18 protein-coding genes are annotated in these 20,250 nt (G+C 74.1%); 12 read left to right on the top strand and 6 right to left on the bottom strand.

Features of this window, described 5'->3' with window-relative positions; translation table 11 throughout:
* Positions 1-29 precede the first annotated feature (29 nt).
* Entirely contained in the window at positions 30-650 is a 621-nt protein-coding gene (locus ACZ3ZE_RS07320; protein WP_467257849.1) for an L-threonylcarbamoyladenylate synthase, read from the top strand.
* A gap of 16 nt (positions 651-666) precedes the next feature.
* Here ACZ3ZE_RS07320 and ACZ3ZE_RS07315 read toward each other — a convergent pair whose 3' ends face one another.
* The 3 genes from ACZ3ZE_RS07315 to ACZ3ZE_RS07305 form a co-directional block, all read right to left on the bottom strand.
* The gene (locus tag ACZ3ZE_RS07315; protein WP_361624326.1) at positions 667-1,605 is read right to left on the bottom strand and encodes a threonine/serine dehydratase; all 939 of its coding nucleotides are present in this window, start codon (positions 1,603-1,605) and stop codon (positions 667-669) included.
* A 53-nt stretch (positions 1,606-1,658) separates the two neighbouring features.
* The gene (locus ACZ3ZE_RS07310; RefSeq protein WP_361624323.1) at positions 1,659-2,276 is read right to left on the bottom strand and encodes a TetR/AcrR family transcriptional regulator; all 618 of its coding nucleotides are present in this window, start codon (positions 2,274-2,276) and stop codon (positions 1,659-1,661) included.
* Between the two features lie 125 nt (positions 2,277-2,401).
* On the bottom strand, positions 2,402-3,634 hold the full coding sequence (locus tag ACZ3ZE_RS07305; RefSeq protein ID WP_442305214.1) for an amino acid deaminase/aldolase: 1,233 nt from the start codon (positions 3,632-3,634) through the stop codon (positions 2,402-2,404).
* Positions 3,635-3,814: 180 nt separating this feature from the next.
* On the opposite strand from ACZ3ZE_RS07305, the gene ACZ3ZE_RS07300 reads away from it, so the two are divergent.
* The 11 genes from ACZ3ZE_RS07300 (at position 3,815) to ACZ3ZE_RS07250 (ending at position 17,665) form a co-directional block, all read left to right on the top strand.
* Entirely contained in the window at positions 3,815-5,143 is a 1,329-nt protein-coding gene (locus tag ACZ3ZE_RS07300; protein WP_361170489.1) for a D-arabinono-1,4-lactone oxidase, read from the top strand.
* Positions 5,144-5,155: 12 nt separating this feature from the next.
* A complete protein-coding gene (locus ACZ3ZE_RS07295) occupies positions 5,156-6,550 on the top strand; it encodes a carboxylesterase family protein (RefSeq protein ID WP_467257846.1) in 1,395 nt (464 codons plus the stop codon).
* A gap of 57 nt (positions 6,551-6,607) precedes the next feature.
* Positions 6,608-7,141 carry a chloramphenicol phosphotransferase CPT gene (gene cpt / locus ACZ3ZE_RS07290; protein WP_361170495.1) on the top strand — a complete coding sequence of 178 codons (534 nt, stop codon included), beginning with the start codon at positions 6,608-6,610 and terminating at the stop codon, positions 7,139-7,141.
* Between the two features lie 143 nt (positions 7,142-7,284).
* Positions 7,285-8,109, top strand: coding sequence for a tetratricopeptide repeat protein (locus ACZ3ZE_RS07285; RefSeq protein ID WP_467257844.1), 825 nt, complete (start codon positions 7,285-7,287; stop codon positions 8,107-8,109).
* Positions 8,110-8,229: 120 nt separating this feature from the next.
* The gene (locus ACZ3ZE_RS07280) at positions 8,230-9,219 is read left to right on the top strand and encodes an alpha/beta hydrolase (RefSeq protein ID WP_361170501.1); all 990 of its coding nucleotides are present in this window, start codon (positions 8,230-8,232) and stop codon (positions 9,217-9,219) included.
* A 12-nt stretch (positions 9,220-9,231) separates the two neighbouring features.
* Entirely contained in the window at positions 9,232-10,755 is a 1,524-nt protein-coding gene (locus tag ACZ3ZE_RS07275; RefSeq protein ID WP_467257842.1) for a DUF8189 domain-containing protein, read from the top strand.
* An 11-nt stretch (positions 10,756-10,766) separates the two neighbouring features.
* Positions 10,767-12,236: a DUF8189 domain-containing protein gene (locus tag ACZ3ZE_RS07270; protein ID WP_467257840.1), complete on the top strand. Its 1,470-nt coding sequence runs from the start codon at positions 10,767-10,769 to the stop codon at positions 12,234-12,236.
* Between the two features lie 87 nt (positions 12,237-12,323).
* Positions 12,324-14,354, top strand: a complete 2,031-nt coding sequence (locus ACZ3ZE_RS07265) for a DUF8189 domain-containing protein (RefSeq protein WP_467257837.1) — start codon at positions 12,324-12,326, stop codon at positions 14,352-14,354.
* 153 nt (positions 14,355-14,507) lie between these two features.
* Entirely contained in the window at positions 14,508-15,305 is a 798-nt protein-coding gene (locus ACZ3ZE_RS07260; RefSeq protein ID WP_363291048.1) for a serine/threonine protein kinase, read from the top strand.
* A 13-nt stretch (positions 15,306-15,318) separates the two neighbouring features.
* Positions 15,319-16,758, top strand: coding sequence for a serine/threonine-protein kinase (locus tag ACZ3ZE_RS07255; protein WP_467257834.1), 1,440 nt, complete (start codon positions 15,319-15,321; stop codon positions 16,756-16,758).
* 103 nt (positions 16,759-16,861) lie between these two features.
* Entirely contained in the window at positions 16,862-17,665 is an 804-nt protein-coding gene (locus tag ACZ3ZE_RS07250; protein WP_361170515.1) for a polysaccharide deacetylase family protein, read from the top strand.
* Positions 17,666-17,671: 6 nt separating this feature from the next.
* Here the strand turns inward: ACZ3ZE_RS07250 and ACZ3ZE_RS07245 are convergent, their stop codons facing one another.
* The 3 genes from ACZ3ZE_RS07245 to ACZ3ZE_RS07235 all read right to left on the bottom strand — a co-directional run bounded on the left by ACZ3ZE_RS07245 (position 17,672) and on the right by ACZ3ZE_RS07235 (position 20,181).
* Positions 17,672-17,923 (bottom strand): EF-hand domain-containing protein, encoded by a 252-nt coding sequence (locus tag ACZ3ZE_RS07245; RefSeq protein ID WP_361170518.1) that lies wholly within the window; start codon positions 17,921-17,923, stop codon positions 17,672-17,674.
* Between the two features lie 150 nt (positions 17,924-18,073).
* The gene (locus ACZ3ZE_RS07240; protein ID WP_363291047.1) at positions 18,074-19,486 is read right to left on the bottom strand and encodes a carotenoid oxygenase family protein; all 1,413 of its coding nucleotides are present in this window, start codon (positions 19,484-19,486) and stop codon (positions 18,074-18,076) included.
* Positions 19,483-20,181, bottom strand: a complete 699-nt coding sequence (locus ACZ3ZE_RS07235; RefSeq protein ID WP_442305210.1) for a TetR/AcrR family transcriptional regulator — start codon at positions 20,179-20,181, stop codon at positions 19,483-19,485. Before ACZ3ZE_RS07235 ends, ACZ3ZE_RS07240 begins: the two co-directional genes overlap by 4 nt.
* Positions 20,182-20,250: the final 69 nt, after the last annotated feature.

The raw sequence follows: 20,250 nt of genomic DNA, 5'->3' as shown, positions 1-20,250 counted from the left end.
GGAGGGAGGGATTCCCGTAGGGTCGGACGATGGCGAAGTACTTCGACGTTCATCCGCAGACCCCGCAGGCCCGCACCATCGGCACCGTGGTCGACAGCCTCCGGGCCGGCGCCCTCATCGCGTACCCCACCGACTCCTGCTTCGCGCTGGGCTGCCGCCTCGGCAACCACGACGCCGTGGAGCGCATCAAGTCGATCCGGCACCTCGACGACCGGCACCACTTCACCCTGGTGTGCGAGAACTTCGCGGAGCTGGGCCAGTTCGTGCAGGTCGACAACGACGTGTTCCGGGCGATCAAGGCGTCCACCCCGGGCAGCTACACCTTCATCCTGCCGGCCACCCGGGAGGTCCCGCGCCGCCTGATGCACCCCAAGAAGAAGACCGTCGGCGTCCGCATCCCCGACCACAACGTGACCCGCGCCCTGCTCGCCGAGCTCGGCGAGCCCCTGGTGTCCAGCACCCTGCTCCTGCCCGACGAGGCCGAGCCGCTGACCCAGGGCTGGGAGATCAAGGAGCGGCTCGACCACGTCCTCGACGCCGTGGTGGACTCCGGCGACTGCGGCACCGAACCCACGACGGTCGTCGACTTCTCCAGCGGCGAGGCCGAGATCGTACGGCGCGGGGCGGGCGACCCGACGCGCTTCGAGTGACGCCCGGGGACGCGGCCTACCGCCGCGGGTCCACCAGGTCGGACGGGTCGGTGTTCGAGCCGCAGAGGACGACGCAGACCCGCTCGCCCGGCTCCGGGCGGTAGGCCGTGCCCAGCGCGGCCTGGGCCGTGGCGGCGGCGTGCTCGACCACGAGACGGCGGTCGTCCCACAGCACGCGGCGGGCCCGCACGATGTCGGCGTCGCTCACCAGGACCGAGCGGACGTGGTCCTCGCGGGCCGCGTCCAGGGCCGCGGCCGAGACCCGGCGGGCCCCCAGCGAGTCCGCGGCGACCGAGTCGACGGTGACGTCGACCGGCCGGCCGGCCTCCAGCGCCGCGTGCAGCGCCCGGCAGTTCTCCGGCTCGACCGCGACCACCCGGACGCCGTGCGCCCGGGCGGCGGTGGCGACTCCGGCGAACAGCCCGCCGCCGCCGACCGAGACCACCACCGTGTCCAGACCGGGCAGCCCCCGCTGGATCTCCTCGAGCAGGGTGCCCGCGCCCGCCGCGATCAGCGGGTGGTCGTACGCGTGCGAGGCGAGCGCGCCGGTCTCCGCCGCGAACGCGTCGCACGCGGCGAGGGCCTCGGCGTACTCGCTGCCGACGAGCCGCACGTCGGCGCCGTAGCCGCGCAGCCGCTCGACCTTCACACCGGGCGCCGTGGTCGGCAGGAACACCGTCGCCGGCACGCCCTGCCCGCGGGCGGCCCACGCGCAGGCGAGCCCCGCGTTGCCACCGGAGGCGATCGTGACCCCGGCCGCCGGCAGGGTCCCGGCCTCGCGGTGCGCGAGCAGGAAGTTCAGCGCGCCGCGCGCCTTGAAGGAACCGGTGTGCTGCATGAGTTCGAGGGCGAACGCCACCCCGTCGGCGTCCCCGGGGGCGATCGTGACGGGACGGACGTGTCCGGCGATCCGGTCGGCGGCGGTTTTGACGTCGGCGTGGCTCAGCGTGTGCACGTGCGGCTCCAGACTCGGTGGTGGTACGGCCGCCTCCGACCCTGCCATACGGGTCAGACAGCGGCGGCCGGTTCCGTGACCGGTCGCAGCAGCGTGACCAGGTGGTCCGCGTACATGTCGAGCGCCGCCGAGGCCGCCTCGTCGTCGCGGTCGATCAGCCAGTTGAGGGTCAGCCCGTCCAGCGCGCTCAGCCCGTACCGGGTGAGGACGGGCAGCGGCAGGGTCCACTCGGCGCCGGAGCGGCGCGCGATGGTCTCCAGCTGGCGCAGGCTCACCTCGGTGTAGTGCCGGTACTGGCCGCGGGCCACGTCGGCGAGGCCCGGCTTGCGCAGCGCGTACTGCGTCAGCTCGTACGTCAGGAGGTGCTCGTCCGGGTTCCGCCGGACCCGCTCCCAGTAGGCGCGCAGGGTGCCCCGGACCACCTCGTCGACCGGCAGCTCCGCCGCGGGCGGCGCGGCCGGCGGGTCCAGGGCGCGCAGCATGATCCGCTCGATCACGCTCTGGAGCAGCTGCTCCTTGGCGCGGAAGCAGTAGTGGAACGCGCCGAGCGGCAGCCCCGCCTCGGCGACCACGGCTCGGGTGGTCGCCTTCGCCACGCCGTCGCGGATCATGACCCGGATCGCCGCGTCGATCAGCTGCTCGCGACGCTCGTCGGCCGATCGGCGGCTCATGGGAACTCCCGGAGGTGAGGTGGTGTCGGGGCACGCTACCCCGAGCGCGGGGGTGGTGGCGGCGACGGCGGCGTCCGGGCGGGCGGGGGAGGAGCGGGCGGGGGAGGCCCCGCCCGCCCTGCACGTCACAGGAAGGCGTGGCCCTCGCCGCGGTAGGTGGGGACGATGTCCACGATCCGGCCCTCCTCGACGAGGTGCAGCCGGTCCACGCGCTCGCACAGTTCCCCGGCCTTCGCGTGGCGGAACCAGACCCGGTCCCCGAGCCGCAGGCTGTCGGCGGCGTCGCCGACGAGCGGGGTCTGGACCTCGCCGGCCCCCTCGCGGGCCAGCATCCGCAGCCCGGCCGGCCACACCGGCACCGGCAGGCGGTCGGTGCCCGCCGGGCCCGAGGCGGTCCAGCCGCCGCCGAGGACCGTCACGTGCCGGGGCGCGGGCCGCCGGACCACGTCGAGGGCGAAGTAGGCGGCGGGCAGCGGCCGGAAGGCGCGGTAGTGGTCGAAGAGCGCGGGGGTGTAGATGCCGGATCCGGCCCCGAGCTCGGTGATCGCCGGCTCCGCCGAGGTCACCTCCAGGCTGCCGGTGCCGCCGCCGTTGACGAATTCCAGCGGGGTGACGTCCTGCACGGACCGCACCGCCGCCGCCCGTCGCCGGCGCAGCTCCCGCGCCGAGGTCCGCTGGACGAGCCGCAGCGCCGAGCGGGTGAGCGGCGAGCCCGGCTGGGCGTCGCCGACCCCGGCGATCTGCCCCTCGTACGACATGACGCCGACGAGCCGCAGCCGCGGTCGGGCCACGACGGCCCGGGCCAGCTCCGCGGCGGCGTCGGGCCGGTGCAGCGGCGAGCGGCGCATGCCCAGGTGGACCCGGCCGCCCAGGAGCCGCAGTGAGGCGTCCAGGTCGAGGCAGACCCGTACGACGGGGCCGTCCGCGCGAAGCACCGAGTCGAGCAGGTCGAGGTGCTCCAGCGAGTCGATCATGATCGTGACGCGGGCGGCGGCCCGCTCGTCGGCCGCGAGGGCGCGCAGCGGGGCGGGGTCGGCGCACGGGTAGCCGACCAGGATGTCGCCCACGGCCTCGTCGGCGGTGCGCGCCAGCCACAGCGCCTCGGGCAGGGTGAAGGCGAGGACGCCGGAGAAGCCCGGCATCCGCAGGACCTGCTCGATCAGCGGGCGGCAGCGCAGCGACTTGCTGGCGAGACGGATGGGCTTGCCCCCGGCGCGGCGGGCCATCCCGGTGGCGTTGGCGTGCAGCGCTCCCAGGTCGACGACGGCGAAGGGCGGGCTGAGCTCGGCCGTGGCGCGGCGCAGCTCCTCGAAGGACATCGGCGCGGCGGCGGCACGGATGGCGGTGGTGGCCGGCAAGGCTGCTCCCCCTGTCTGAGGACGGGCGTCTTCGGTCCTGCTGGGGCGCCACCTTCTCTCGGTCAGCTGTCCGAGTCAATGCTTCAGGACGCTTGACTTGGACAGCTGACCGAGTTCAGTCTTCCGTCGACCGCGCCCGGTTCGGCGCGGACCGCCGATCCCTGCGAGAGGACCCCGGGCATGACGAACGTGGCGGGCACGTGGAGCAACTGGTCGGGCAGCGAACACGCCACCCCCGTACGGGTGGTGCGCCCCGCCGACGCCGGCGAGGTGGCGGCCGCGGTCGCCGCCGCCGCCCGCGGCGGGAGCCGGGTGAAGGCCGTCGGGGCGGGCCACTCCTTCAGCCCCGTCGCCGTCGCCCCGGACGTCCAGCTGCGCCTGGACGGGCTCGCCGCGCTGGAGTCGGTGGACCGCACGACGGGCCTGGTCACCGTGGGCGCGGGCATGCCGCTGTGGCGGCTCAACCCGCTGCTCGCCGAGCACGGACTCGCGCTGGAGATCCTCGGCGACATCGACCGGCAGACGATCTCCGGCGCCATCTCCACCGGCACCCACGGCAGCGGCACCCGCTTCGGGGGCATCGCGACCCAGGTGCGGGCCCTGGAGCTGGTCCTCGCCGACGGCACCCTCGTCACCTGCTCGGCCGAGGAGCGGCCCGAGCTCTTCGCCGCCGCCCGCGTCGGCATCGGCGCCCTCGGCATCCTCACCCGGGTGACCCTCCAGTGCGTCCCGCTCTTCGCGCTGCACGCCCGGGACGAGACGCGGCCGGTGGAGGAGACCCTGGCCCGCGTCCACGAACTCGCCGACACCAACGCCCACTTCGAGTTCTTCTGGTTCCCGCACAGCTCCACCACGCTGACCCGCAGCTTCCGCCGGCTGCCCGGCGACACCCCGCTGGCCCCGATCGGGGACTTCTCCCGGCGCCTCGACGAGACCGTCAGCGGCACCGGCTTCGACCTGCTCAACCGGCTCGGCACCCGCTTCCCGGCGCTCGTCCCGCCGATCACGCGGTTCGCCGCCCGGGCCATGTCCGCCCGCGAGTGGACCGACCTGTCGTTCAAGGTCTTCGCCTCGGTCCGTGACGTACGGTTCCACGAGGGCGAGTTCGCCATCCCCCGCGAGGACGCCGTCGACGCGCTGCGGGAGATCAAGCGCTGGGTCGACCGCAGTGGCGAGCGGGTGTCGTTCCCGCTGGAGGTCCGCTTCGCCGCGCCGGACGACATCTGGCTCTCCACCGCGTACGGGCGCGAGAGCTGCTACATCGCCTTCCACCAGTACCACCGCATGCCCCACGAGCGGTACTTCAAGGCCTGCGAGGAGATCCTCGGCTCCTTCGGCGGGCGCCCCCACTGGGGCAAGATGCACCAGCTGGACGCCGCCACCCTGCGCACCCGCTACGAGCGTTTCGACGACTTCACGGCCGTACGGGACAAGGTCGACCCGACCGGAGTCTTCGCCAACGCCTACCTGGACCGGGTCCTGGGTCCGGCACCGGAGTCCGCCAGGTAGCACACTGGTCGGGTGACGAGGGAAGACACGAACGGGAACACGACGGTTCTGGCGATCCGCCAGGGGAGCCTGCGGGGCAGGACGGACGGCGGGGTGACCGCCTTCCGCGGCATCCCCTACGCCGCCCCACCGGTGGGGCGGCTCCGCTTCCGCCCGCCCGCCGCGCACCCCGGCTGGCCGGGTGTCCGCGACGCGACGGAGGCCGGACCCTCCGTGCCCCAGGGACCCGGACGGCTCGCGCCGGTCATGGGCGAGCGGACAGCCGACTGGGACGAGGACGGGTGCCTCAACCTCAACGTGTGGACACCGGCCGGAGTCGTCGGAACCGGCGGAGCTATCGGGACCGGCGGAGCCTTCCGACCCGCCGCCGGGGACCGGCCGCGCCCGGTCCTGCTCTGGTTCCACGGCGGCGGCTTCGCCAGCGGCTCCGGCGGCTGGGACTGGTACGACGGGGCCCGCCTGGCCGCCGCCGGCGACCTCGTGGTGGTCACCGCCAACTACCGGATCGGGCCGCTGGGCTACCTCCACCTGCCCGAGGCGGGCGCGGACAACCTCGGCGTCCGTGACCAGGCCGCGGCCCTGCACTGGGTACGGGACACCATCGGCGCCTTCGGCGGCGACCCGGACCGGATCACCGTCGGCGGCCAGTCCGCCGGCGCGTACTCCGCCCTCGCCCTCGCGCTCGACCCGGCGACCGGCCCGCTCGTCCACCGGGTCGTCCTGCAGAGCGGCCCCTGGAACCTCCTCCCGCAGGCACCCGAGGACGCCACCCGCGCGGCGGACCGCTTCCTCGCCCTGCTCGGCATCGAGCGCGACGAGCACCTCGCCAAGTCCCTGCGGGACGTACCGGCCGCCGACATCCTCGACGCGTACGGCAGGGTCGCCGCCGAGCTGGCCCGCCCGGGCGACGGCGCCCCGCCGATGTACCCCGTCCTCGGCGGCTTCGGCTACCCGGCCGCCTGGCCGACGGCCCTCGCCGCCGGGGCACTCGCGGGCAAGGGGGTCCTCGTCGGCAGCACCACGCACGAGGCCACCGCCTTCCTCGGGCCCGACGCCCCGGCCGACCTGGTCGCGGCCGTCACCCGGGCGGCGTTCGGCGAGGGCGTCGACACCCTCGCGCGGGAGTGCGCCGCCCACGGCACACCGGCCCACGTCTACCGCTTCGCCCGCGCCTCGACGGCCGTCCCGGGACTCGGCGCGCCGCACTGCGCCGAGCTCCCGTTCTCCTTCGACCGCCTCGACGCCTACGCGACGGCGCCGATGCTCGGCCCGGTCGACGCCCAGGACCGGGAGCTGGCCCGCTCGTTCAGCGGGGCGCTGGCCGCGTTCGCCGCGACGGGCGACCCGGGCTGGCCCGCCCACCGCCCCGGCGTCGAGCCGTATGTGAGGGTGATCGGCGGGAACTGACCCCCGGCGCCCCGAAATCCGTTTCCCGCCCACGGCGACCGGGCCTACCGTTGCGCGGTGACCACACAGATGATCATCCTCAACGGCGGCTCCAGCGCGGGGAAGTCCGGCATCGTCCGCTGCCTCCAGTCGGTGCTCCCCGACCCCTGGCTCGCCTTCGGCGTCGACTCCTTCGTCGACGCGCTGCCCGCCCGGATGCAGGCCTCCGAAGAGGGCCTGGAGATCGGCGCGGACGGCGAGGTGAGCGTCGGGGCGGAGTTCCGCAGACTGGAGACGGCCTGGACGGAGGGGATCGCCGTCATGGCCCGCGCCGGGGCCAGGATCATCGTCGACGAGGTCTTCCTCGGCGGGGCCGAGTCCCAGCGGCGCTGGCGCGAACACCTCGACGGGCTCGACGTGTTGTGGGTCGGCGTCCGCTGCGACAGCACGGTCGCGGCGGGCCGCGAGATCGCCCGGGGCGACCGGTCCCCGGGCATGGCCGCCCTCCAGGCCGGGCAGGTGCACGAAGGTGTCGCCTACGACCTGGAGGTGGACACCACGCACACCGAGTCGCTGGAGTGCGCCCGGCGGATCGCCACACACGTCCGCTGACGGCCGAAAGCGCACGACACCCCAGCGACGCGGGCGGAACGGCGCACTGCACCCCCGCGCCGACAGCGGAACGGCGCATGCACGCCCGCGCCACCGGCGGAACGGCCGGACGAACGGGCACCCGGCACGAGGGAGGAGCGACGGTGGGAGCCACCGAACAGGCCGCACGGGAAGACTTCGACCAAGGGGTACGCGACCGGGCCGAGGGGCGGGTGGACGCCGCCCGGGCGGCGTTCCTCCGCGCGGCCGACAGCGGACACCCCGACATCGGGCCCATGGCCCTGGCGAACCTGGCCGTCCTGGAGGCCCAGGCCGGCCGCACCGCGCAGGCCCGCGCCGCCTTCGAGCGGGCCATCGCCACCGGACACCGCGACCACGCGCCGCAGTCCCTGTTCAACTACGCGATCCTCCAGCAGCGCCACGGCGAACCGGCGCACGCCCGCGCGCTCTACCGGCTGGCCGTCGACAGCGGGCATCCCGAACACGCTCGCAAGGCCCTGCTCAACCTCGCCAACCTGACCGCCGAGGAAGGCGACACCGACGAGGCCTGCGGCCTCTACCTGCGCGCCATGGAACCCCCGTTCCTCGGCGACACCGCCCACCGGGCGCACCGGCGCCTCGTCGAGGTCGACCCCGGCCGCCTCGCCGAAGGGCGCGAGGTCTATCTGCGGGCCCTCACGGACGGGGACGAGAGGACCGCCGCCCAGGCCCGCGCGCTCCTCCACGACCTCGACCCCGGACACCTCCTGCCCGGCGAACCGGTCGTGCTCGGCGCCCACAGCTTCGACCCGGCCGACATCGAGTCCGCCGCATGGGCCACCGGACGCCGCCCCGCCTACTTCAGCGGCCACCTCGACGTGTACACCCACGACGGCGCCCTGCACACCGTCTTCCTCGACCTGTCCGACCCCTACGACCGGCGCGGCTACGAAGCACTGCGCAGGCTCCTGGGCCCCGGCCACCTCTAGGCCCTAGCCCAAGACGCCGCACCTGTCATTCCGTAAGGTTCCGGATTCCCCTCCGGGAGACGCGTCGCTACCTTCCAAACGCCCAGCGCCGGGTACCGTCGCGTCTCCCAGGAGGTCACCTTGACCGCGCACCACCCCACCCGCAGGAGCATCCTCAAGTCCGCCGGCGGGCTCTCCGCCGCCCTGGCCCTCGGCGCCGGAGGCGTCCTCGGCTCGGCCTCGTCGGCCGCCGCGGCCGGTGACGGCTTCGGACTGCGCATCGTGGACCGCAACGAGAGCGACCAGCGGATGTGGTACTACCGCTTCGCGACCGACGCGATCGGCTGGAACCCCGGGGTCAACGTACTGCTCCCGGACGACTACCACTACAGCGGACGCACCTACCCCGTCCTGTACCTGTTCCACGGCGGCGGCACGGACCAGGACTTCATCACCTTCGACCGCGAGGGCGTCCGCGACTGGACGGCCGGCCGGCGGATCATCGTGGTCATGCCCGACGGCGGCCACGCCGGCTGGTACTCCAACCCGGTGAGCTCCAACGTCGGCCCGCGCAACTGGGAACAGTTCCACATCAACCAGCTGCTGCCCTGGGTCGAGGCCAACTTCCGCACCTTCGCCGAGTACGACGGCCGCGCGGTCGCCGGCTTCTCCATGGGCGGCTTCGGCGCGCTGAAGTACGCCGCCAAGTACTACGGCCACTTCGCCTCGGTCAGCGCCCACTCCGGCCCGGCCAGCCTTCGCCGGGACGGCGGCGTCGTGGGCCACTGGGCCAACGCCTCCGCCGCCGCCCTCGACCTCAACGGCGGCACGATCTACGGCGCCCCGTTCTGGGACGAGGCCCGGGTGAGCGCCGACAACCCCGTGCAGCGCATCGAGAGCTACCGCAACAAGCGGGTCTTCCTCGTCGCCGGCACCAGCCCCGACCCGGTCAACTGGTTCGACACCGTCAACGAGACCCAGGTCCTCGCCGGACAGCGCGAGTTCCGTGGCCTCCTCGACAACGCACGCATCCCGCACGAGTCGTACGAGCTGCCCGGCGGCCACTTCATCCGCCGCGACATGATGCAGCGCGACATCGACGGCATCATCGCCCGCCTGCGCAAGGCGTGACGGGGGACTGTCGTGATGCTCGGTCTTCCCCGGCGCGCCCTGCGCGTCCTGCTCGCCGCCACCGCGGCCCTCGCACCCGGTCTCCTCGTGACCCCGTCGGCCGCGGCCCAGCCCGCCCGGGCCGCCGACTACACCGCGGCCTGTCCCGCCGAGGGACAGGTCACCCAGGGCTACCACCCCGGCCACAACGGCGTGGACATCGCCCACGACCTCGGCACGCCCATCTACGCCATCGGCGACGGAGAGGTGACGCACTCCGGATACGCCGACGGCTACGGCCAGTGGATCCGCATCCTGCACCCCGACGGGCGCATCTCCGAATACGGGCACATGTACCAGCGGTTCGTGTCCGCCGGCGAGCACGTCACGGCCGGCCAGAGGATCGCGCTGATGGGCAACGAGGGCAGCGACTCGCAGGGCGTCCACCTGCATCTGCGGATCTGGGGCGACACCTCCACCTCCTACGGCATCGACCCCGAGGTCTACCTCGCCGAACACGGCGTGACCCTGCCCTGTGTCCCCGGCGGAGCCCCGCAGCCCAGGCCCCTGATGTACCCGGTGGAATCCGGCCGGGTGGTCTCGGCCCGCTCGGCCGACGGGCGCCTCGAAGTCTTCGCGGCCGGCGCCGACGGAGTCCACCACGCCTGGCAGCTCGCGGCGAACGCCGAGTGGTCGGCCTGGGAGCCGCTGGGCGGTCCCGGCAACGCGGAGCTAGCCATCGCCCCGAACGCCGACGGGCGCCTGGAGATGTTCGCCATCAACGGGAACACCTTCATGCACCGCTACCAGGTCGCGCCCTCGGGCACCTGGTCCGGCTGGGAGAACTTCGGCGGCGGCGGGCGCGACATCGCCGCCGGGGTCAACGCCGACGGACGGATCGAGGTCTTCGCCTCCGGACCCGTCGGGATCTTCCACAAGTACCAGACCGCGCCCAACAGCGGCTGGTCCGAGTGGGAATCCGCCGGCGGCGGCCCCGCCGACGCCCGGGTGGACATGGAGAAGGCCCCGGACGGACGCCTGGAGGTCTTCGCGCTCAACGGGAACACCTTCCAGCACCTGTTCCAGACGGGCGTCAACGGCGGCTGGTCGGCCTGGGAGAACTTCGGCGGCGGCGGCAAGGACCTGACCGTCGACCACAACCAGGACGGGCGGATCGAGGTCTTCGCCTCCGGCCCGGTCGGCGTCTTCCACAAGTACCAGACGAGCCCGACGAGCTGGTCCGACTGGGAGCCGACGGGCGGCCCCGCCGACTCGCAGCTGACCAGCGAGCGCACCGCCGACGGCCGGGTCGAGGTGTTCGCCATGAACGGGAGCGTCGCCCAGCACCTGTGGCAGACCGGGGTGAACGCCCCGTACAGCCCGTGGGAGAACTTCGGCGGCGGCGGTACGGAGGTCACCGCCACGAGCAACGCCGACGGACGCATCGAGGTGTTCGGAACCAGCCAGGCCGGCGTCTACCACAAGTGGCAGACCGGGCCCGCGACGTGGTCCGACTGGGCGTGGGTCAACAACGGCCCCGGCCCCGCGGTCAATTGAGGAGTCAGCAGGTGAGTACCGGACAGCGCTCCCGAAGAGCGCCTCATCGCGCCGCCGTGTCGGCGTTCGCCTCGCTGCTCCTCGCGGCGGGCATCCTGACCGGCGTCGCCTCGCCGGCGCAGGCCGCTTCCAGCGACCTGTGCGCCCAGGTCGGCTACAACGCGGGATTCCGGGGCGACGGCCTGGTCACGGCCGTGGCCGTCGCCCTCGCGGAGTCCAGCTGCGACCCGTCGGCGACCAACGTCACGAACAACACGCCGCCGTCCCGCGACCGCGGCCTGTGGCAGATCAACGACTACTGGCACCCCGAGGTCGACGACGGCTGCGCCTACAACGCCCAGTGCAACGCGAACGCGGCGTTCACCATCTCCAACGGCGGCACCAACTGGCAGCCCTGGTCGACGTACAACGCCGGTGTCCACCGGCGGCACCTGGACGAGGCGCGCGCCGCGGTGGACCGCCTCGGCCACCCCGGCCCCGGGCCCGCCCCGGTGGTCTACCCCGCGGAGTCCGGCCGGGTCGTCTCGGCCCGCTCGGCCGACGGGCGCCTCGAAGCGTTCGCGGCCGGCGCCGACGGCGTCCACCACGCCTGGCAGGTGGGCGTCAACGGCGCCTGGTCCGACTGGGAGGCCCTGGGCGGCCCGGGCGGCGCGGAGCTGGCGATCGCCCCGAACGCGGACGGGCGCCTGGAGATGTTCGCGATCAACGGGAACACCTTCATGCACCGCTACCAGCTGGCGCCCTCGGGCGCCTGGTCCGGCTGGGAGGCCTTCGGCGGCGGCGGGCGCGACATCGCGGCCGGTGTGAACGCCGACGGGCGGATCGAGGTCTTCGCCTCCGGCCCGGTCGGCGTCTTCCACAAGTACCAGACCGCGCCCAACGGCGGCTGGTCCGAGTGGGAGGCCACCGGCGGCGGCCCGGCCGACGGACGCATCGAGGTGGAGAAGTCCCCCGACGGGCGCCTGGAGGTCTTCGCCCTCAACGGCGACGTCTTCCAGCACCAGTACCAGACCGCGGTCAACGGCGGCTGGTCGGCCTGGGAGACCTTCGGCGGCGGCGGCAAGGACCTGACCGTCGACCACAACCAGGACGGGCGCCTGGAGGTCTTCGCCTCCGGCCCGGTCGGTGTCTTCCACAAGTACATGACCAGTCCGACGAGCTGGTCCGACTGGGAGCCGACCGGCGGCCCCGCCGACGCGCAGCTCACCAGCGAACGCTCGCCGGACGGCCGGGTCGAGGTCTTCGCCCTCAACGGAAGCGTCGCCCAGCACCTCTGGCAGACCGGGGTCAACGCCCCGTACGGCCAGTGGGAGAACTACGGCGGCGGCGGTACGGAGGTCACCGCCGCGACCAACGCCGACGGACGCATCGAGGTGTTCGGAACCAGCCACGCCGGGGTCTACCACAAGTGGCAGACCGGTTTCGCGACGTGGTCCGACTGGGCCTGGCTCAACAGCACCCCCGGCCCCGCCGTCAACTGACCCGACCCCCGCGACCGGCCGGGCCCGCCCCTGAGCGGCCCGGCCGGCCGAGGGACCACCGGGGTCCCGCCGATCAGGAGAAGAGCCATGCACCCCATCAGCAGACGCGGGCTGCTGCGGGCGACCGCCGCCGCCGCCGGCGCCCTCGCCCTCCCCGGCCTCGCCCTGGCCGGGGCCGCCGCGGGGACGATCCCGCCCCACCGGTGGATCGGCGCCGGCCCCTTCACACCCGTCTACGACCCGTCCACCCCCGGACGGCGCCGCTACCTCAACGACCACACCCTGCTCCAGGCCGACGGCCGCTGGCACGTGTTCGGCATCGTCGGCGACAGCGCGGCACCCGGCCGCTCCCCGGACAGCGCGGCGGAGACCACCTTCGCCCACGCCTCCGCCCCCGACCCGTACGGCCCCTGGACCGGCCACGCCGACGCCCTGACCGTCGACCCCGGCTACCACGGCGAGGAACACCTCTGGGCGCCGCACGTCATCGAGACGGACGGCACCTACTGGATGTTCTACGCGGCCGGCGGCAAGGACGGGGCCTCGATCAACCTCGCCACCTCCACCGACCTGTTCACCTGGACCCGCCTGCCGTCCGGCCCGCTGTTCCGGGGCCGCGCCGCCCGCGACCCGATGGTGACGCGGATCGGCGGCCAGTGGGTCATGTACTACACGGAGGTGTCCGCCGCCGACGGCCGGCACCTCGTGTGCCACCGCCGCTCCGACGACCTGGTCCACTGGGGCGAGCCCGCCGTCGCCTACGCCGACGAGACCACCGAGTCCACCGGGGTCTCGGTCACCGAGTCGCCCTTCGTGCTCGAACAGGACGGCTGGTACTACCTGTTCATCGGCCCCCGGGTCGGCTACGAGGGCACCGACGTCCTCGCCTCCCCGGACCCCTTCCGCTTCACCCTCGACGGCTACGCCGGCCATGTGCCCGGCCACGCGGTCGAGGTCGTCACCGACGGGACCGACCGCTACGCGAGCGCGGCCGGCTGGTTCGGCCACGGCCTCTCGCTCGCGCCCCTCCAGTGGCGGACCACCCCGCCCTCCTGGCAGAGCCCGGACAACCCGGCCGTCTCCCTCGACGTCGACGGGCGGCTGAACGTGTTCGCCCTCGACGCGGCCGACCGCTCGATGCTGCGGCGCGTCCAGCTCGACCCGGCCGCCGACACCTGGTCCGACTGGGAGCGGTTCGGCGGCCCCGCCGGCGCGGTCCCCACCCTCGGGCGCGACGCCGACGGCCGACTGGAGGTCTTCTCGCTCGCCCCCGGCGGCGTCAACCTGCACCACCGGGCGCAGCGCGCCGACGGCACCTGGTCCGACTGGCAGGAGTTCGGCGGCCCGGCCGCGGCGGCCCCCGCCGTCGCCCGCGGCGCCGACGGCCGTCTGGAGGTCTTCGCGCTGAGTCCCGACGGCGCCGTCGTCGCCCGCCGCAGGCAGACGGCGCCCGGCTCGTCCGGCTGGGACCCGTGGGACGCCGGATTCGGCGGGCCCGCGGGCGCCCCGCCGGTCGTCGCCGCCAACGCGGACGGGCGCCTCGAAGTGTTCCTGCTCGCCCCCGGCGGCACCGCGCTCACCCACCGGTGGCAGCTCGCGCCCGACGGCGGCTGGTCCGCGTGGAGCGCCTTCGGCACCGCCGCCGGCAACGCGCCACGGGTGGCCCGGGACGGCAGCGGCCGGCTGACCGTCGCCGCCGTCGCCCCGTCCGGCGTGGGCTCCTTCCACCGGCGCCAGTCCGTCCCCAGCGGCGGCTGGGACGCCTGGCAGCCGCTGTTCGGCTGGTCGACCGCCGCCCCGCTGCTCGTCCCCGGCGCCGACGGACGGCTGGAGGCGTTCGCGCTGGCCCCCGGCGGCGCTCGCCTCGAGCACCGCTGGCAGACCACCTCCGGCGGCCCCTGGGCCACCGCCGAGGAGTTCGGCGAGCCCGGGGCCGTCCTCACCGCGACCCCGTCCGCCGCCGTCGACTCCACCGGCCGCGTCCACCTCTTCGCGGTCACCACCGAGGGAAGGATCCGCACCCGCGTCCAGACACGGCCCAGCGGAGGCTGGCAGCCGTGGACCGCCTTCGGCGACCGCGCGGTCGCAACGCTCCGGTCGAGCACCCCCGCGCCCTGACAGCCCGTCACGAACCGGACGAGCGGGGAGAACCCGCACGTGTAGACCGTGTGGAGGCACGCCGAAGTGGCCGATGCCACTCGGTGCATCACCGGTTGCAACCGGTAACGTTCTGTGTGTCGGGCAGTGGTCGGCACGCGGGACGGGGGAGCGGTGAGCGGGATTGTCATCCACCTGCCGCAAGGCAGTGGCGGGGGCGCGGACGGGGAGGGCTGCGGCGACGCGGTCACCCTGAGACTCGGGCCCGGCCAGCGGGCCCGGTTCGGCCGGGGCTCCTCCAGCATGCCCGTCGAGCTGCGCCTCGCCGACGCGGCGATCTCCCGGCTGGCCGGCGAGATCCGGGCGACCGACGACCACTGGCAGCTCAGCAACCACAGCACCACCCACAGCTATCTCGTGGAGAACCCGGAGGGCGCGGGCGAGTACCTGCGCGTCCCGCCGCGCCGCTCGGGCGCGCCGATCCCCTTCGAGTTCTCCCGGGTGGTGCTGCCCACCCGCCGCGACACCACCGTCTTCTTCCAGGTGTTCGCGCCGGACCACGTCTACATGGACCCGCGCGGCATGGGCGGCCTCGGCGAGAGCCGCACCCTCACCGCGTACTCCCTGGACGAGACCGCCACGTACTTCCTGGTGCTCGTCGCCCTCTGCGAACCCTGGCTGCGCGACCGCTCGCCGGTGGCGGTGCCCACCACGCCGCAGGTCGTCGAGCGGCTCCGCGGCCACGCCGCCTGCGCGAAGCTGACGGCCCGCGCCGTCAGCTCGCACATCGACTACCTCGCCGACGAGAAGCTCCGGATCGGCGTCCCCGGGGCGGGCGACACCGGCCGCAGCGACCGCAGGAACGGCAAGCGCGAGGCCGTGGTCGGCCTCGCCCTGAAGTTCGGCATCGTCCGCGAGGAGCACCTCGCGCTGTTGTCGCCGGGCACCGAACCCGCCGAGCGGGGACGGTAGGAGCGTGGCGCGGGTGGACGAGCGGTCCGTCTCGTGGGGGAGCGGGCGGCCGGAACCGCTGCCCGAGGGCTGCCGGGTGGGCGACTGGATCGTCACCGAGCCGATCGGCTCCGGCGGCTGGGCGACCGTGTACGCGGCCCGGCCGGCCGACCCGGGGAGCGGCGGGCCGGAGGAGGTCGCGCTCAAGATCATGCCGACCGCCGGGCTCGCCCCGCGCCAGGCCCGGGACGTGGCCGAGGCCGCCGCGCGCGAGGTCGAACTCGGGCGCAGGGCGGCGCACCCCCGTCTGGTGCGGCTCCTTGACTCCGTCGTCCTCGGCGCGTGCGAGGACCCGGCCCTGGACGGAGCGATCGTCCTGGTCATGGAGCGGGCCCGGTGCAGTCTGCGCGAGCTGCTCGACGCCGGGGTGAGCGAGGCGGAGGGGGCCCGGCTGATCGCCGGGATCTGCGAGGGCCTGGCCCATCTGCACCGGGCGGGCTGGGTGCACACCGACCTCAAGCCCGAGAACATCCTCATCGGCGGGGACGGCTCGGTGAAGCTGTCGGACTTCGGCTTCGCCATCGAGCTGACCGGCACCCACGGCTACACGCCCCCGATGGGCACTCTGGACTACCTCCCGCCCGAGCGCGGGCGGGAGCCGCTCGGCGAACGGGGCGTACGGGTGCGGCCCAGCGCCGACGTCTGGGCGCTCGGCATCGTCATCCACGAGGTCTTCGCCGCCGGCACCTCGCCGTTCCCCGGCGCGACCCCGGCCGCCCGGACCGCCGCCGTCCGCGAGTACGCGGAAGGGCACGCTCCGTTACGTATGGACCACGCCGTTCCCGCGTTCTGGCGCGAGCTCGCCGCCGACTGCCTCGCCCCCAGCCACGAGGCCCGCGCCGCCCACACGGCCGAGAGCCTCCTCGACCGGATCGCCCGCCGCCCCGCCCCGCACGGGCCCCGTACCCGGAGCGGGCGCGGACGGCCCCGCCTGTTCGGCGCGCTGCTCGCCGTGGCCGTCTGCGCGGCGCTGGGCGCCGCGCTCTGGGCGTACCCCGGACCAGGGGGCGTCGGCGCGAACGGGCCGATGGCCGAAGGCCCCGCCCCGATAAGGGTGTTCAACGCCGAGCGTGGCTGCCAGGAGCGTAAGGACCGCGATCGCCAGTGCAGTCTCGGCCTGGCGATCGACCCGCTCCGCCCCTACACGGCCGAGAACGTCGTACCGACGAGGGTGTGGCACGGCGACGTCCTCGAAGCGGAGTGCCGGCTGCCGGACGGGCTGCCCATCATCGACGAGGAGGACCTCACCTCCACCGTGTGGTTCCGCATCCGGCTCCCCCTCGCGGGCGCGCCCGCCACGGCCTGGCTGCCCGCCGTCCGCACCAAGGACCGGCCGGAGCTGCCGAGATGCCCCCATCCGCATAGCACGTCGGCGGCACCGGCCTCGTCGGCGGGGACACGCCGGGCGCCATGACGAAGGTGTGACATTCGCGTCCGATATGCGTGAAACCTTCCGGCCGTCTCGTCCGTCCTCCCTTCTGGGATACGGTCAGGAACCTACGGGGAGTGGGCATTCCATGGGAGAGAAGCGCAAGTACACCACGCACATAGCCGTGGTGGCGTCGGCGATCGGGCTCAGCCTGGCGGCCTGGGGTGCCGCCGCGCTGACGGACCCCGAGGCGGCCGCCGGCGCGGCGCCGGGCGCGAACGCGCCCGTGGGGCGGGACAAGGAGACGGGCAAGGGTCCGGCGCAGGTGCGCCCGGAGAAGGTGCCCGAGGGGATCGCGCACGCCGCGGAGGCGGGCGGCACGGCCGTCAACATCACGATAGACGACGGCCCCGACCCGCGATGGACGCCGAGGATGCTGGACATCCTGAAGGAGAACGACGTCAAGGCCGTGTTCTGCATGGTCGGACCGCGGGCCCAGGAACACCCCCAGCTCGTCCGGCGGATCGTCGCCGAGGGCCACAAGCTCTGCGACCACACCATGGACCACGACACCGCGATGGACAAGAAGTCCGTCGCCTACCAGAAGCGCCAGATCCTGGACGCGAAGAAGATGATCGAGGACGCCTCGGGCGGCGCGAAGGTCGAGTACTACCGGGCCCCGGGCGGCGCCTTCACCCCCGACAGCCGCCGGATCGCCGCTGCGGCCGGCATGCGCCCGCTCGGCTGGAACGTCGACACGAAGGACTTCGAGCGGCCCGGCACCGCCTCGATCGTCCGCACCGTCAAGAACGAGCTGTCCAACGGCCCGACGATCCTCTTCCACGACGGCGGCGGCGACCGCGCTCAGACGGTCGCGGCCCTGGACCAGGTCCTGCCGTGGCTCAAGGAGCAGGGCCACACCTTCAGCTTCCCCGTACGGACCACCCCCTGAGGTCCGTCACCAGCCGAACCGGCGGTCGACCAGGGTCGCGAACTCCTCGAAGCTGAGCACCCGGTCGCCGTTCTGGTCGGCCTGGTCGAACAGCGCGGACGCGGCCTCGTCGTCCCCCACGCCCCAGACCGGGATCACTCCCTGGGCGGCGAGCGTCGGGCCCTTGGCGCGCAGCGCGCCGATGACCTCGGCACGCGTCAGGGTGCCGTCCTGGTCGAGGTCGAGCGCGTCGAAGAGGATCCGGGCCTTGTCGCTCATCGTGTGTCCTGTCCCCTGTTCCTGATACCTGGTGGCCGCCCGCTGCCGCGCTGCCGCGTGTCCGGTCGTCCCGTGCCGTGCCGTGCCCCGCTGTGGGGAAGGACGCGGGGGAGGCCCCCGAAGTTGCCTCCGGCCCTGGGAACCGCCGTCTCACCTGGCCGGCACGGTGGCGGCCGTCGACTCGTCGCCCGGGACCCAGTTGCCGTGCAGACCGAGCGGGACGCGGACCGGCAGGTGGATCCGGGCCAGCGGCTCTCCGGTGAAGTCCTGGGCGGACAGGATCACCAGGTCGCTCGCGCCCCGCTCGGGGGAGAAGACGTACGCCATGACGTAGCCGTCGTCCTCCGCCGACGGCGCCTCCGCCGGGACGAAGACCCCCTCCCCGACGGTCCCGTCCCGCCCGAACTCGTGCGCCTGCGTGGTCCCGTCGACCAGATCGTGCTTGAGCAGGGCGTTGCTGAAACCCTCCTCGGGGCGGTCGTCCTCCGGGCCGGCGGGCGCCGCGTACAGCTCGACGGCGGCGGTGTAGCCGAAGCGGTGAGGGCGTCCCGTACGCCGGGAGTCGACGCGCGGGAACTCCTGGACCCGGTCGTCCAGCCGGTCCTCCCGCACCCGCCCGCCGGTGAGGTCGATCGTCCAGCGGTCCAGCGTGGGCCGGCTCGACCCGATGTCCCGGATGTCGAAGCCCTCCCCGTGCCGCACGACGTCCACGACGATCTCCGGGCCGCCCGCGCCGACCCGCTCGTACGCGTTGAGCGTGTGCCCCACCAGGCCCGGCGCGAGCGCGAACCAGCGCACCGGCCCGCCCTCGCGCGGCATCACGCCCACGCGCGCCCCGCGCCGCTCGTCCCAGGTGAACGGCACTCCGGTGGCCAGGTGGGCCGGGCTGAAGACCACGGGCGAGTCGAAGAGCAGGACGTGGTGCTCGGTGAGCGCGAAGTCGTGCATGTACGGATTGCCGGGCACCCGTACGGTCGTCGTGCGCCGCACCGCGCCCGTGGGGTCCATCACGATGTGCTGGACGTCGTCGGAGCCGTACAGGAAGGCGAGCGCGTGCAGTTCGCCGGTGTGCGGGTCGTAGAGGCAGTGGGCGTTCGCGCTGTACCCCTGCGGGGTCGCCCCCAGGGCACAGGGGCCCACCGTCTCCAGCTCGTAATCGAGCTCGTACGGACGGATGCCGCCCTCGATGAGCGCGAAGGTGCGCCCGGCCAGGCCCGCGACCTGCACGTTCGGTGAGATGTCCAGGCGCTCGTCGACCGGCGTGCCACGGCGGCGCTCGCCGAGCCGGTCGGCGACGGCACCCGACCGGACCCAGCGGTTGCGGTACCACTCCGCGCGCCCGCCCCTGATCCGTACGCCGTGCACCATGCCCGCGCCGAGGGTCCACAGGTGCGCGGCGGGGTCCTCGACGCCCAGCGGGTTGGGGCCGTTCCGTAAGTAGCGGCCGTCGAGGTGGGCCGGGATCCGTCCGGTGACGGGGAGGTCGTGCGCGGTGACCTCCTCGGTGACGGGGGCGAAGCGCCCGGAGAGGTAGCGGTTGCGCCGACGTCGCTCGATGGTCATGCGGGCCGTCCTTCGGTGTCGTCGGTGGTAGGGGGGAGGGCCCCGGGCTCGGTCTCGGGCCCGTGCTCGGTCGCGGGCTCGGCTCCCGGTGGCGCGGCGAGGAAGGCCCGGCCCACCGCTGCCATCAGGGCGTCGTAGCGGGGGCCGGCCTCCTCCGGGGTGAAGTGGCCGCCGATCTCCAGGCTCACCGCGCCGTGCGAGGCGGCCCAGAGCAGCTTCGACAGCTCGTGGGTGTCGCCGGGCCGGAAGACCCCGGCCGCCATGCAGGCGGCGACGGCGGCGGCGGAGGTCTCGAAGGCGCCCTCGGCGACGGCGAGCGCGTCCGGGCTCGGCCGGAAGCCCGGCACCGGCTGCTCGAACATCACCCGGTAGTAGGCCGGCTCGGCCAGGGCGTGCGCCCGGTAGGCCTGCCCGAGCCGGGTGAGGTGGACCAGCGGGTCGCCGGCGCGGGGCACCGCGGCCTGCGCGCGGCGCAGGCGGGCGAAGCCCTCGCGGTAGAGGGCGTCGATCAGCCCCTCCTTCCCGCCGAACATGGTGTAGAGAACCTTGGTCGACGAGCCGATGTCGGCGGCGATCCGCCGCATCGTCAGCGCGGCGGGCCCTTCCGAGACGAGCAGATCGATGGAGCGGTCGAGGATCGTGGTGCGTACGGCGTCCTGGCCGACGCGCTGGGCATCCTGATACGGCGTGCTCATGGGTAACACCGTATCTGGTGGGTAACGGCGTTACCACCCCTTGCTCCGGACTCCTCGCTTCCGGAGTTG

The sequence above is a fragment of the Streptomyces sp. NPDC023157 genome (assembly GCF_055560575.1).
This window is presented reverse-complemented; position numbering and strand designations above follow the sequence as displayed.

What these genes read in the sequence shown, in the direction of transcription:
- ACZ3ZE_RS07320 (WP_467257849.1), top strand. Translation starts at nt 30, where the DNA reads ATGGCGAAGTACTTCGACGTTCATCCGCAGACCCCGCAGGCCCGCACC.
- ACZ3ZE_RS07310 (WP_361624323.1), bottom strand. Translation starts at nt 2,276, where the DNA reads ATGAGCCGCCGATCGGCCGACGAGCGTCGCGAGCAGCTGATCGACGCG.
- ACZ3ZE_RS07300 (WP_361170489.1), top strand. Translation starts at nt 3,815, where the DNA reads ATGACGAACGTGGCGGGCACGTGGAGCAACTGGTCGGGCAGCGAACAC.
- ACZ3ZE_RS07265 (WP_467257837.1), top strand. Translation starts at nt 12,324, where the DNA reads ATGCACCCCATCAGCAGACGCGGGCTGCTGCGGGCGACCGCCGCCGCC.
- ACZ3ZE_RS07250 (WP_361170515.1), top strand. Translation starts at nt 16,862, where the DNA reads ATGGGAGAGAAGCGCAAGTACACCACGCACATAGCCGTGGTGGCGTCG.
- ACZ3ZE_RS07245 (WP_361170518.1), bottom strand. Translation starts at nt 17,923, where the DNA reads ATGAGCGACAAGGCCCGGATCCTCTTCGACGCGCTCGACCTCGACCAG.
- ACZ3ZE_RS07240 (WP_363291047.1), bottom strand. Translation starts at nt 19,486, where the DNA reads ATGACCATCGAGCGACGTCGGCGCAACCGCTACCTCTCCGGGCGCTTC.
- ACZ3ZE_RS07235 (WP_442305210.1), bottom strand. Translation starts at nt 20,181, where the DNA reads ATGAGCACGCCGTATCAGGATGCCCAGCGCGTCGGCCAGGACGCCGTA.